Source organism: Mesorhizobium bavaricum (assembly GCF_056781655.1).
In genome coordinates this window covers 719,057-732,086 of sequence record NZ_CM165566.1, presented here as the reverse complement: position 1 = coordinate 732,086, position 13,030 = coordinate 719,057, and the positions used below count along the sequence as shown (strand labels likewise).

Below are 13,030 nucleotides of genomic sequence, written 5' to 3'. Positions count from 1 at the left end.
TCTATCGGCCTTCTTCCGAGACTTCGTTCGTCGCGGCGGGGATTGGTTTCGTCACCCGCCGCAGCGTCAGATTGATGCGCCCTCCGTTCTTCAGCAGCGCCGAGGTCGAGGGGTAGATGCGGTCGACGCCGTGAAAGCTGAGGCGCCCTTCGCCGCCGAGCACCACGACGTCGCCGCTTTTCAGCCTGAACGACTTCGTGCCGCCCTCACGCGTCGTCTGGCCGACCCTGAACAGACAGTCGTCGCCCAGCGAAATGGAAACCACGGGCGCCGAAAAATCGGCCTCGTCGCGATCCTGATGCAGGCCCATTTTTGCTTCCGGCGTATAGAAATTGACCAGGCAGGCCTCGGGCGGGTGCGGGTAGCCCGACACCTGCCGCCACAGGTCGAGCAGCCCGTCCGGAATCGGCGGCCATGGCGATCCGGTCACCGGGTGTGTCGGCTGGTAGCGGTAGCCGCCTTCCTTGTCCGTGACCCAGCCGAGCGGCCCGCAATTGGTCATGCGCACGCTCATCTCCTTGCCGGTGCGCGGCATGGCCGGTACGAACAGCGGCGCTTGCTGCACGATGCTTCTGACATCCTCGACCAGCGCTTCCTGTACGGTGCGTGACAGGTAGGCCGGCATGTGGCGGACGCCTTTGGGCAGGACGAGCATGAGGTCGGTCGACAATCCGGATTGATGCTTTGATCGCGAAGACTGCCATACAGGAGCGCTGATAACGACCCGAAAACGTTGGGGCGGGCGGCTCAGTCGTCGCCGACGCGGCCGCGGAGTTTCTTGATCGTGCCGCGTCCGGCCTTGCTTTTCAGCCGCCGCTCCACCGCGCCTTTCGACGGCCGCGTCTTCTTGCGCGGCGGCGGTGGCGGTTCGGCGGCCTTGGCGACCAGTGCCGTGAGCCTTGCCCGGGCGTCCGCCCGGTTCTGTTCCTGGGTGCGGAAGCGGCCAGCCTCGATGACGATGACGCCGTCCTTGGTGGCACGCTGGCCGGCAAGCTTGATCGTCCGCTCGCGCACGCGCTCGGACAGGCCCGCTGCGTTGGCCGCGTCGAAGCGCAGCTGCACCGCCGTCGCCACCTTGTTGACGTTCTGGCCGCCGGGACCGGACGAGCGGATGAAGTCCTCGTGCAGGTCGCCCGGGTGGATCACCGCATCGTCGGCAATGATGATGTTGTCGTCGCTCGCCATGCCGCAGTCATGGCGCGGCGGACTGAAAAAGAAAAGGCCCGATCGAGACCGGGTCTTTCAAAGACAGGCTGAGCGCAACGGCGTGATTACTCCGCCGCTTCCTGCATGCGCGGCGCCGCACCCAGCACCACGGCGTCGACATGGCTTTCGAATTTCTCGAAGTTGACGGCGAACATGCCGACCAGCCTTGCTGCCTGCCGGTCATAACCGGCCTTGTCGGCCCAGGTCGACCGCGGGTCGAGAATGGCGCTGTCGACGCCCGGAACAGCCACCGGCACCTCGAAGCCGAAATTGGCGTCGGTGCGGAACGCGGTTGCGTTCAGCGAGCCGTCGAGTGCAGCGGCAAGCAATGCCCGCGTCGCCTTGATCGGCATCCGCTTGCCGGTGCCGTAGGCGCCGCCGGTCCAGCCGGTGTTGACCAGCCAGCAATCGGCATCATGGCGGGCGATCAGCTCACGCAGCAAATTGCCGTATTCCGATGGATGGCGCGGCATGAATGGCGCGCCGAAACAGGTCGAAAACGTCGCTTCGGGTTCGGTCACGCCCTTTTCGGTTCCGGCTACCTTGGCGGTGTAGCCGGACAGGAAATGATACATCGCCTGCGCCGGGGTCAGTCGCGCGATCGGCGGCATCACGCCGAAGGCATCGGCGGTCAGCATGATGATGTTGTTCGGATGACTGGCGCGTCCCGTCTTGCTGGCATTGGGGATGAAGTCGAGCGGGTAGGCGCAGCGCGTGTTTTCGGTGAGCCTTGCGTCGTTGAAATCCGGCACGCGGTTCGCGTCCAGCACGACATTCTCCAGCACGGTGCCGAAGCGTTGCGTGGTGGCGAAGATTTCCGGTTCGGCTTCCGCCGACAGCTTGATCGTCTTGGCGTAGCAGCCGCCTTCGAAATTGAAGATGCCGTGCGGCCCCCAGCCATGCTCGTCGTCGCCGATCAGCGTGCGCGACGGATCGGCCGAAAGTGTCGTCTTGCCGGTTCCCGACAGCCCGAAGAAGACGGCTGCGTCCCCGGTCGGCCCTTCATTGGCCGAGCAATGCATCGGCATGACGCCCTTCGCCGGCAACAGATAGTTGAGCATGGTGAACACCGACTTCTTCATCTCGCCGGCATAGGAGGTGCCGCCGATCAGCACGATCTTGCGCGTCAGGTCGACGGCGATCACAGTTTCGGTGCGGCTGCCGTGACGGACGGGATCGGCGCGGAACGACGGCAGGTCGATGATCGTCATCTCGGGCACGAACTGCTCGAGTTCCGCGACGTCCGGACGGATGAGCAGATTGCGGATGAACAGCGAGTGCCAGGCAAACTCGGTGATCACCCTGGTGGGCAGCTTCAGCTCCTCATCGGCGCCGCCAACCAGATCCTGCACGTAAAGATCCTTGTCCGCGGCATGGGCGCGGAAATCGGCTAGCAGCGTATCGAACTGGCCAGGCGAGATTGCCTTGTTGTTGTCCCACCAGACATGCGGCTCGGTGGCGCCGTCGCGGACGACGAATTTGTCCTTGGGCGAGCGGCCGGTGTGTTGGCCGGTCTCGGCGACCAGCGCGCCATGCGCGGTGAGCCGGGCTTCGCCGCGCCGGATCGATTCCTCATAAAGGGAAGCCGCACCGAAATTATAGCGCACCACGCCGGTGGTTTTCAGGCCGATATGATCGATCGCGCAGGCAGAATTGCGTTTGCCGACTTCCGACATCAGGTGTCCCTCTTCGATTTTCCGCATCTTTGCCGGCAGGTTTCCGGCATGCCTACAACGCAGGCTGAGATTGTCAGAACCAGAAAAGGCAAATGATATCAAATCATTAATCGATTTAAATATTTTGAAAGTTGTTTAAATCGTTTATATGTGCAAAAAGTTTCGCGGTTGCCCAAAGGATTGGCGGTGTTCGTTCGTCCAATCCATATCGAGGTAGGATTGTGGCCGCCGGCACGCCGCGCGTGACAGCGGACAAGGCCTATGCCACATTTTGTACCTAATTTGTCCTGCAAAAGCCCCTTCTCTACGAAAGAAGGGACAGCTCATGAGGGAGCCGCTTGAAATGGCAACAATCGCGCTTGTCGATGACGACCGCAACATTCTGACGTCGGTCTCGATCGCCCTCGAATCCGAGGGTTATCGCGTCGAGACCTACACGGATGGTGCGTCTGCGCTGGAAGGGCTGGCGGCACGCCCGCCGAATCTTGCCATCCTCGACATCAAGATGCCGCGCATGGATGGTATGGAGCTGCTGCGGCGCATGCGCCAGAAGTCCGACCTTCCGGTCATCTTCCTGACCTCCAAGGATGACGAGATCGACGAATTGTTCGGCCTCAAGATGGGCGCCGACGATTTCATCCGCAAACCGTTCTCGCAGCGTTTGCTGGTCGAGCGCGTGCGCGCGGTACTGCGCCGGGCCAGTGCCCGCGAGGCCGCGGCCAAGACGCCCAGCCAGCAGGCCCGTTCGCTCGAACGCGGCCAGCTTGTCATGGACCAGGAGCGCCACACCTGCACCTGGAAGGGCGAGCCGGTGACGCTGACTGTCACCGAGTTCCTGATCCTGCATTCGCTGGCGCAGCGTCCCGGTGTCGTAAAAAGCCGTGATGCGCTGATGGATTCGGCCTATGATGAACAGGTCTATGTCGACGACCGCACCATCGACAGCCACATCAAGCGGCTGCGCAAGAAGTTCAAGGCCGTCGACGACGACTTCGAGATGATCGAAACTCTTTACGGAGTCGGATATCGGTTCCGCGAAGCGTAAGCTGATGCATGTCGCCCAAAAGTGGTCCCGGTTTTGGGACAACGACATGCATCAAGGCAAAGACTAGGCGGGAGCTGCTATTCGATGGCAGTGGAAGCACAGCGAAGCAGACCGGCGGGCGCTGCCAGGCGGCCGTCGCGCATCATGCCGTCATTCGTGTCGAAAATCACGGTGCCGATGCGCCGCTTCCTCGGCCATCATATCTTTTCCAGCCTGACGCGGCGCATCCTCTTCCTCAACCTCGCCGGGTTGGCCGTCCTGGTCACCGGCATCCTCTATCTCAACACCTTCCGCGACGGGCTGATCGACGCCCGTGTCGAAAGCCTGATGACCCAGGGCGAGATCATCGCCGGCGCCATCGCCGCGTCGGCGACGGTCGAGACGGATTCGATCAGCATCGACCCGGAAAAGCTGCTCGAGCTGCAGGCTGGCGAAAGTCTCGGGCCGGGCTCGGACCAGCTCGATAATCTCGACTTCCCGATCAACCCGGAGCGTGTCGCGCCGGTGCTGAGAAGGCTGATCTCGCCGACCCGGACCCGCGCCCGCATCTATGACCGCGACGCCAATCTGCTGCTCGATTCGCGCCATCTCTATTCGCGCGGCCAGATCCTGCGCTACGACCTGCCGCCGGTCGAAGAGGAAGAGCCCGATCTGGTCGAGCGCATCCAGAAGTTCGTCTTCGATTTCTTCCGCAACACCGAGCTGCCGGTCTATCACGAACAGCCGGGCGGCAATGGCGCCGCTTTCCCGGAAGTCGTCAAGGCGCTCACCGGCAGCCCGTCGACCATCGTGCGCGTCTCGGAACAGGGCGAGCAGATCGTTTCGGTGGCGGTGCCGATCCAGCGCTTCCGTGCCGTTCTCGGCGTGCTGATGCTGTCGACGGAAGGTGGCGACATCGACAAGATCGTCGCCGCCGAGCGCAAGGCGATCCTGCGCGTCTTCGGCATCGCGGCCCTCGTCACCGCCATCCTGTCGATGCTGCTCGCGTCCACCATCGCCAATCCGCTGCGCCGGCTGTCGGCGGCGGCGGTGCGGGTGCGGCGCGGCGTCAAGAGCCGCGAGGAAATCCCCGACTTTTCCGACCGCCAGGATGAGATCGGCAATCTGTCGATCGCCATACGCGACATGACCAACGCGCTCTACGCCCGCATCGAGGCGATCGAAAGCTTTGCCGCTGACGTCTCGCACGAATTGAAGAACCCGCTGACGTCGCTGCGCAGCGCGGTGGAAACCTTGCCGCTGGCCAAGAACGACAATTCGCGCGGCCGGCTGATGGACATCATCCAGCACGATGTCAGGCGGCTGGACCGGCTCATCACTGATATTTCCGACGCCTCCCGTCTTGATGCCGAGCTGGCGCGTGAAGATGCCGGCACCGTCGACCTGAAGAAATTCATCACCGATCTCGTCGCCGTTTCGCGTGAAGCCACGCGCAACAAGAAGGCCGTCGAGATCGAATTCAAGGTCGCCAAGCTGCCGCAGGGCGTCAAAGGCTATGTGGTCGTCGGCCATGATCTGCGCATCGGCCAGGTCATCACCAACCTGATCGAGAACGCCCGTTCCTTCGTTCCTGAAGACCATGGCCATATCAGCCTGTCGCTGGCGCGCGCCGGTAAGTTCAACATCGTCACCGTCGACGACAACGGTCCCGGCATCCGCGCCGACAACATCGACCGCATCTTCGAACGCTTCTACACCGATCGGCCGGCCGGCGAGGCGTTCGGCCAGAATTCGGGCCTTGGCCTGTCGATATCCAGGCAGATCGTCGAGGCCCATGGCGGCACCTTGACCGCCGAAAACATCCCCGGCACCAAGCCCGGCGAAATCAAGGGTGCGCGCTTCGTCGTGACACTGCCGGCCGAAGCATGATCCCGAAAAGTGGAAGCCGGTTTTCGGACAGGACCATACTTCATCCAAAGGGCATGATCGGCAAGCCTGATCCAGTTGCGCAGCCTGAAAACATTCACGGAACCGCGATCCTGATCGGCGAGCGTGGCGTCCTTATCACCGGGTCGTCCGGCGCCGGCAAGACGACGCTGGCACTGACACTCTTGGACCATTGCCGCGCGCGCGGGCTGTTCTCGCGGCTGATCGGTGACGACAGGCTGCTTGCCGCGGCCCGCACCGGGCGGCTGGTCTGTCGCGTGCCGGCGACCATCGCCGGTCTCGCCGAAATACCTGGATTCATGCCGCGCCCGCTGCCGTTCGAGCCGGGCGGAGTGATCGACTTGCATGTGAGGCTGGTGCCAAAGGCAGACATGGCCCGTTTCCAGGAGGAAATCAGCGACCCGGTCGCAGGCTGCCCGGTGCCGCGTATCGACCTTGCCGAGCGCAACGCCGCCACAGCCTTGCCCGCCGTGATGGCGCGGCTGTCGATCGCGCCTTTTCTATGATCCGCTCGGGATTTTTTGCTGCAATGCGTCAAAATGGCATGGGCCGGCGCAATTTTGGGCTTGTCAACGGGCCGCGCGTCGACAAGATAGCGCTCCCGCCGCCTGGAATGGCTGGCGAGCATAAAATGCGCCTGTGAAGCGGCGATGACGGGAGCCACCAAAGAATGATCGGACTCGTGCTTGTAACGCACGGTCAACTGGCCGCCGAGTTCCGACATGCCGTGGAACATGTCGTCGGGCCACAAGACAATTTCGAAACCGTGGCGATCGGCGCCGATGACGATATGGAGCAGCGTCGCCGTGACATCGTCGACGCCGTTGCCCGTGTCGACACCGGAACGGGCGTCATCGTGCTGACCGACATGTTCGGTGGCACGCCCTCCAATCTTGCGATTTCGGTGATGGAGTCCGGCCGCACCGAGGTGATCGCCGGCATGAACCTGCCGATGCTGATCAAGCTCTCCTCGATCCGCAAGGGCGACAACATGGCGGCCGCGCTTGACGAGGCGCAGGCGGCCGGCCGCAAGTACATCAACGTCGCCAGTCAGCTTTTGAGCAGCAAATGAACGCGCTGTCCCCGGAACAAGATCAGATCGTCCGGGACTTCCCCATCATCAACCAGCGCGGCCTGCATGCGCGCGCCTCGGCGAAATTCGTCCAGCTGGCCAGCGGCTTCGACGCCTCGGTGCATGTCGAGAAGGACGGCGTCAAGGTCGGCGGCACCTCGATCATGGGCCTGATGATGCTGGCGGCAAGCCCCGGCTACTCGATCCGTGTCACCGCCAGCGGGCCGGAGGCACTGCAGGTCATCGACGCGCTGGAGCAGCTGGTGGCATCCCGTTTCGGCGAGGAAAGCTGATCCTCTACATCGCCAAAGCATGTCCGATGGACATGCAGGGATAAAGATTTCTTTATATCCCATTGTCGTCCAAGCGGCGATCTGCTAGTCAGGCCGGCAATTCGCGCCCTTCGACGCGCCGACCGGCGTGGGCGCATCCGCAACCAATTCGCAGCACAACCATTCGCATCGGAGCACTGCCATGACGGGTAGCAAGGACTATGTGGTCGCCGACATCTCGCTTGCCGGCTGGGGCCGCAAGGAAATCGAGATCGCCGAAACCGAAATGCCGGGCCTGATGGCCAGCCGCGAGGAATTCGGCGACAAGAAGCCGCTGAAGGGCGCGCGCATCACCGGCTCGCTGCACATGACCATCCAGACGGCGGTGCTGATCGAGACGCTGAAGGCGCTCGGCGCCGACATCCGCTGGGCTTCCTGCAACATCTTCTCGACCCAGGACCATGCGGCCGCGGCCATCGCCGAGTCCGGTATCCCGGTGTTCGCCGTCAAGGGCGAGTCGCTCGAGGAGTACTGGGACTACACCGACAAGATCTTCCAGTGGGCCGACGGCGGCACCTCCAACATGATCCTCGATGATGGCGGCGACGCCACCATGTACATCCTGATCGGCGCCCGCGCCGAGGCCGGCGAGGACGTGCTGTCCAACCCGCAGAGCGAGGAGGAGGAATACTTCTACGCCCAGGTCAAGAAGCGCCTGAAGGCCTCGCCCGGCTTCTTCGCCAAGCAGAAGGCGGCGATCCGCGGCGTCACCGAAGAGACGACCACCGGCGTCAACCGGCTTTACCAGCTGCAGAAGAAGGGCCTGCTGCCCTTCCCCGCCATCAACGTCAACGACTCGGTCACCAAGTCGAAGTTCGACAACAAATATGGCTGCAAGGAATCGCTGGTCGACGGCATCCGTCGTGGCACCGACACCATGATGGCCGGCAAGGTAGCGGTCGTCTGCGGCTATGGCGACGTCGGCAAGGGCTCGTCGGCCTCGCTCAAGGGCGCCGGCGCCCGCGTCAAGGTCACCGAGGTCGATCCGATCTGCGCCCTGCAGGCGGCGATGGACGGTTTTGAAGTCGTCACCCTGGAAGATGCGGCGCCCACCGCCGACATCGTCATCACCACCACCGGCAACAAGGATGTCGTCACCCTCGACCACATGCGCTCGATGAAGGACATGGTGATCGTCGGCAACATCGGTCACTTCGACAACGAGATCCAGGTGGCCTCGCTGCGCAATCTGAAATGGACCAACGTCAAGCCGCAGGTCGACATGATCACCTTCCCGGATGGCAAGCGGATGATCCTCCTGTCGGAAGGCCGGCTGCTCAATCTCGGCAACGCAACCGGCCACCCGAGCTTCGTCATGTCGGCCTCCTTCACCAACCAGGTGCTGGCCCAGATCGAGCTGTACACCAAGAGCCCGGCCAGTACGAGAACCAGGTCTATGTGCTGCCCAAGCATCTCGATGAAAAGGTCGCGCGCCTGCATCTCGACAAGCTTGGCGCCCGTCTGACCGAACTATCGGGCGAACAGGCCGCTTATATTGGCGTGACCCAGCAGGGGCCTTTCAAGCCGGAACACTACCGCTATTAACCAAAGCTAAAATTACTACCAGATATTGATGCCGGGCGATTGACTTTTCGCCCGGCTTTATTTTTGCGCGCCATCGCCTTCACGGCGATTCGGCGAGGGTTTATTGTCAGGTGATTCGCGGCGCTTCCGGCCCGAGAGGGGATCAGAGAGGCACGCATCAGGGCGGTCTTGCATTCAGGCGGCGGAGAGGACCAAGACATGCCGGGGCAACACCCGCACAGAGCGGGACGGGCCGTTTCCGGCGGCCAAGACGATTCGGGGGTCACTGGCTCCGCCCTGCAAGGCGGAGGCCTGTCATTGCGCGCCCGCGCGGGGCTGTTCCTTGCTACGTCCGCGTTTACCGGTCCCTTGGCCAATGCGGTCGCGCATGCCGAAGCCGCTGGCGTGACCACGGCCGGGTTGTCGATCAGCACGATCGAGGTCATGCAGCTTGCGGTGTTTGTCGGCGTGACCGGCGCCGCACTTCTGTCGGCCATCGTTCTCATCCGTGAAAGAGCCCGCACCTCGGCGGAAAATGTCGAACTCAGGAGCCGCCTCGCCGACATCAACGCGACCCTGCGCCGCTCGGAGGCGCTGCTCAATCTGCGCGACCAGCGCGTGGTTGTCTGGGCCGCGGAAAACAAGAAGCCCGAACTCATCGGCACATTGCCCGTCGAAAGCGGCGCTCCCGAGGACCGGGCCGCTTTCCTCGCTTTCGGTCGTTGGCTGATGCCGCGTTCGGCTGCGGCGCTCGAACATGCCGTCGCGGGATTGCGCGAAAAGGCAAAACACTTCGACCTCGTCATCGAATCGCAGGCCGGCGCGCCGCTCGAAGTGCACGGCCGCAAGAGCGCCGCACATGTGCTCGTGCGTTTCGTCTCGCTCTCGGAGACGCAGCGCAGCCAGGCAAGGTTGAAGATCGAGAACCAGCGGCTGGCGGCCGATCATGACACGATGATCGGCCTGCTCGACGCGCTGAACATGCCGACATGGCTTCGCAGCGAGGATGGGCGGCTGAAGTGGGTCAACCAGGCCTATGCCGATGCGGTCGAAGCCGAAAATGCCGAAGCCGCGGTTCGGGAGGCAAAGGAGTTCCTCGGCGGCCAGGCACGCGATGCGATTGCCGCCCAGCACAAGACGCATCCGGTCTTCGAGCAGTCGCTTTCCACCGTGATCGAAGGCGACCGCCGTGTGTTCGCGGTCACCGATTTCGCCGGCGCGGATGGCTCGGCCGGCCTTGCCTGCGACACCAGCGCCATCGAGACCGTCCGCGGCGAGTACGAACGAACCGTCAGGAGCCACGCAGACACGCTCGATCAGCTCAATACGGCGGTCGCCATTTTCGACACCGACGAGAAGTTGCGGTTCTTCAACCAGGCTTTCCAGAAATTATGGGGTCTCGACAGCGGTTTCCTGCACAGCGCTCCCGACAATGCCCTGCTGCTCGACCGGCTGCGCAGCTCGGGCAAGATCGCCGAGCAGCCGGAATGGCGCCGCTGGAAGGAAGGCCTGCTCGGCGCCTACCGCGCCGTCGAATCGCAGGAACATTGGTGGCATCTGCCGGACGGCAAGACCATACGCGTCGTCGCCAACCCGCAGCCCAAGGGCGGCGTCACCTGGGTGTTCGAGAACCTGACCGAGAAGATGGACCTCGAAAGCCGCTACCAGACAGCGGTGCGGGTGCAGGGCGAGACACTCGACAATCTTGCCGAAGGCGTGGCGGTGTTCGGCCCCGATGGCAGGCTTCGGCTGTCGAACCCTGCTTTTGCCAAGCTCTGGGGCTTGAGCGGCGAAGCGGCCAAGCCCAATGTGCACGTTTCCGCGATCCGCGACCTTTGCGATGGGCAGGCGGCGAACAGTCCCTGGCCGGGCTTCGTAGCCGCCATCACCGGGTTCGACGACGAACGCCGAGACCGCCACGGCCAGACCGAACTCAACAACGGCAATGTGCTGAGCTACGCCATGATCCCGTTGCCCAACGGGCAGGTGATGATGACCTTCGTCGACGTCACCGACAGCGTCAACGTCGAGCGGGCGCTGAAGGACAAGAACGAGGCGCTGCAAAAATCCGATCAGCTCAAGAACGAATTCGTCCAGCACGTCTCCTACGAATTGCGCTCGCCGCTGACCAACATCATTGGCTTCACCGAACTGCTGTCGCTGCCGGCGACCGGCCCGCTGACGCAGAAGCAGCGCGAGTATGTCGAGCATGTCAGCTCGTCCTCCTCGGTCCTGCTCACCATCGTCAATGACATCCTCGACCTGGCGACGGTGGACGCCGGCATCATGCAGCTCGACATTTCCGAGGTGCAGGTTGGTCGTACCATTGCGGCCGCGGCCGAACTGGTGGCCGACCGGCTGGAGGAGCATTCGATCAGGCTTGCGGTCGACGCCGCCGCGGCGCCGAAGACATTCCATGGCGACGAGATCCGCGTCCGCCAGATCCTCTACAATCTGCTCAGCAACGCCGCCAACTACGCGCCGGAAGCCAGCACCATCCGGCTCACTTGCCGCCGTCTGGCGGACGGGGTGGAATTCTCTGTTCATGACGACGGCCCCGGCATGCCGCCGGACCTGCTCGATTCGGTGTTCCGGCGTTTTGAGCCGCGCGCCAATGGCGGCCGCCGGCGCGGCGCCGGTCTCGGCCTGTCAATCGTCAAGAGCTTTGTCGAGCTCCATGGCGGCAGCGTTCGCATCGAAACCGGCAAGGACAAGGGCACGACCGTTATCTGCACCTTCCCCGACATGCCGGGCATCCGCGCCGCGGCCGAGTAGCGCGCTCGATGATCGGATTGGTGCTGGAGCGTTTACTCGCCGACGAGACACAGACAGCGCGGCTGGGCGAGGATCTGGCGTTGTCGCTGCGTCCAGGCGACGTCCTGGCGCTCAAGGGCGACCTCGGCGCCGGCAAGTCGACCTTGGCGCGGGCGTTGATCCGGGCCTTGGCCGGCGATGCCGGTCTCGACGTTCCGAGCCCGACCTTCACGCTGGTGCAAAGTTACGACACCCGCGTCCCGGTCCATCATTTCGATCTCTACCGCCTGTCCTCGGCGACTGAAATCGATGAGCTGGGTTTCGAGGAAGCCCTGGCGCAAGGCGCAGCCCTGGTCGAATGGCCGGAACGGGCGGAAAGCTATCTGCCGAAAACCTCGGTTTTGATCGAACTGGTCCAGCATGGCGAGGGCCGGCTGGCCCGGCTGTCGGGCGAGGGCGCCGTCTTCGATCGCGCGGCGCGCTCGCTGGCGATGCGCGCCTTTCTCGAAAGTGCCGGCTGGGGCGAAGCAAGGCGGCGCCATTTCATCGGCGATGCCTCGGCCCGCTCCTACGAGGTCGTCTCGCTTGAGGGCGCGGAGCCGCGTGTGCTGATGAATTCGCCGCGGCTGGTGCTCGGCCCGCCGGTCCGCGACGGCAGGCCCTATGCCGAGATCGCCCACTTGGCGCAATCTGTTACGGCTTTCGTCGCTATCGACCGCGCCTTGCTGGCTCAAGGTGTCAGCGTGCCCGTGATCCACGCCAAGGACCTCGAACAAGGTTTCCTGCTCACCGAGCATCTGGGTTCAGAGACCTTTCTCGACAGCGATGGCCTGCCGGTGGCCAAACGCTACGCGGCCGCGGCCGAGCTGTTGGCCATGATGCATGGCAAGGCATGGCCGGAGCGGATTGAGGCAGCGCCCGGCGTTTTCCACGACGTGCCACCCTTCGACCGCGATGCCATGATGATCGAGGCCAGTCTTTTGGTCGACTGGTATGTGCCGATGATTACCGGAAAGCCGGCAAGCGAAGCCTTGCGGATTGGCTTTGACAGGGAATGGAACGCGCTCCTCGACCGGCTGAAGGGCCGCGAATACACGCTGATGCTGCGCGATTTTCATTCGCCCAACATCATCTGGCGTGGCGACCGCGCCAGGCATGATCGGCTGGGCATCGTCGATATCCAGGACGCACTGATCGGGCCGTCCGCCTATGATGTCGCCTCGCTCGCCATGGACGCGCGTGTGACGATATCGCCCGAGATCGAGCGAGAGACGCTCGACGCCTATGTCGCGGCGCGCCACGCGGCCGGCACTTTCGACGAAGCAAGTTTTCTGGAATCCTACGCAATCATGGCGGCGCAGAGAAACTCCAAGATCCTCGGTATCTTCGTCCGCCTCGAAAAGCGCGACGGCAAGCCCTATTATCTGAAGCACCTGCCGCGCATTCGCGACTATCTGCGCCGGGCGCTGTCTCATCCAGCGCTGGCCAGCCTGCGGGAGTTCTACAACGCCAACGGTTTGCTGGAGGAGTGAGC

General features: G+C 63.4%; 10 protein-coding genes and 1 pseudogene. 8 read left to right on the top strand and 3 right to left on the bottom strand.

Annotated features, from left to right (window positions below; translation table 11 throughout):
• Position 1: 1 nt before the first annotated feature.
• The 3 genes from AC1RZR_RS03465 to AC1RZR_RS03455 form a co-directional block, all read right to left on the bottom strand.
• The gene (locus AC1RZR_RS03465; RefSeq protein WP_481829009.1) at positions 2 to 655 is read right to left on the bottom strand and encodes an alpha-ketoglutarate-dependent dioxygenase AlkB family protein; all 654 of its coding nucleotides are present in this window, start codon (positions 653 to 655) and stop codon (positions 2 to 4) included.
• A gap of 92 nt (positions 656 to 747) precedes the next feature.
• On the bottom strand, positions 748 to 1,185 hold the full coding sequence (gene arfB / locus AC1RZR_RS03460) for an alternative ribosome rescue aminoacyl-tRNA hydrolase ArfB (RefSeq protein ID WP_481827646.1): 438 nt from the start codon (positions 1,183 to 1,185) through the stop codon (positions 748 to 750).
• Between the two features lie 86 nt (positions 1,186 to 1,271).
• Positions 1,272 to 2,882, bottom strand: a complete 1,611-nt coding sequence (locus tag AC1RZR_RS03455; protein WP_481829008.1) for a phosphoenolpyruvate carboxykinase — start codon at positions 2,880 to 2,882, stop codon at positions 1,272 to 1,274.
• Positions 2,883 to 3,225: 343 nt separating this feature from the next.
• On the opposite strand from AC1RZR_RS03455, the gene AC1RZR_RS03450 reads away from it, so the two are divergent.
• The 8 genes and pseudogenes from AC1RZR_RS03450 (at position 3,226) to tsaE (ending at position 13,028) form a co-directional block, all read left to right on the top strand.
• A complete protein-coding gene (locus AC1RZR_RS03450) occupies positions 3,226 to 3,927 on the top strand; it encodes a response regulator transcription factor (protein WP_013528337.1) in 702 nt (233 codons plus the stop codon).
• 84 nt (positions 3,928 to 4,011) lie between these two features.
• The gene (locus AC1RZR_RS03445) at positions 4,012 to 5,796 is read left to right on the top strand and encodes a stimulus-sensing domain-containing protein (protein ID WP_477268103.1); all 1,785 of its coding nucleotides are present in this window, start codon (positions 4,012 to 4,014) and stop codon (positions 5,794 to 5,796) included.
• A gap of 53 nt (positions 5,797 to 5,849) precedes the next feature.
• Positions 5,850 to 6,320, top strand: coding sequence for an HPr kinase/phosphorylase (locus AC1RZR_RS03440; RefSeq protein WP_477268101.1), 471 nt, complete (start codon positions 5,850 to 5,852; stop codon positions 6,318 to 6,320).
• A gap of 164 nt (positions 6,321 to 6,484) precedes the next feature.
• A complete protein-coding gene (locus AC1RZR_RS03435) occupies positions 6,485 to 6,886 on the top strand; it encodes a PTS sugar transporter subunit IIA (protein ID WP_056589309.1) in 402 nt (133 codons plus the stop codon).
• Entirely contained in the window at positions 6,883 to 7,179 is a 297-nt protein-coding gene (locus AC1RZR_RS03430; protein WP_379101088.1) for an HPr family phosphocarrier protein, read from the top strand. The genes AC1RZR_RS03435 and AC1RZR_RS03430 overlap by 4 nt, the downstream gene beginning before the upstream one ends.
• Before the next feature lie 181 nt (positions 7,180 to 7,360).
• Positions 7,361 to 8,763: pseudogene (ahcY, locus tag AC1RZR_RS03425) on the top strand (adenosylhomocysteinase).
• A gap of 198 nt (positions 8,764 to 8,961) precedes the next feature.
• Positions 8,962 to 11,517, top strand: coding sequence for a sensor histidine kinase (locus tag AC1RZR_RS03420; protein ID WP_481827645.1), 2,556 nt, complete (start codon positions 8,962 to 8,964; stop codon positions 11,515 to 11,517).
• Between the two features lie 8 nt (positions 11,518 to 11,525).
• A complete protein-coding gene (gene tsaE / locus AC1RZR_RS03415; RefSeq protein WP_481827644.1) occupies positions 11,526 to 13,028 on the top strand; it encodes a tRNA (adenosine(37)-N6)-threonylcarbamoyltransferase complex ATPase subunit type 1 TsaE in 1,503 nt (500 codons plus the stop codon).
• The last annotated feature ends 2 nt before the right edge of the window (positions 13,029 to 13,030 follow it).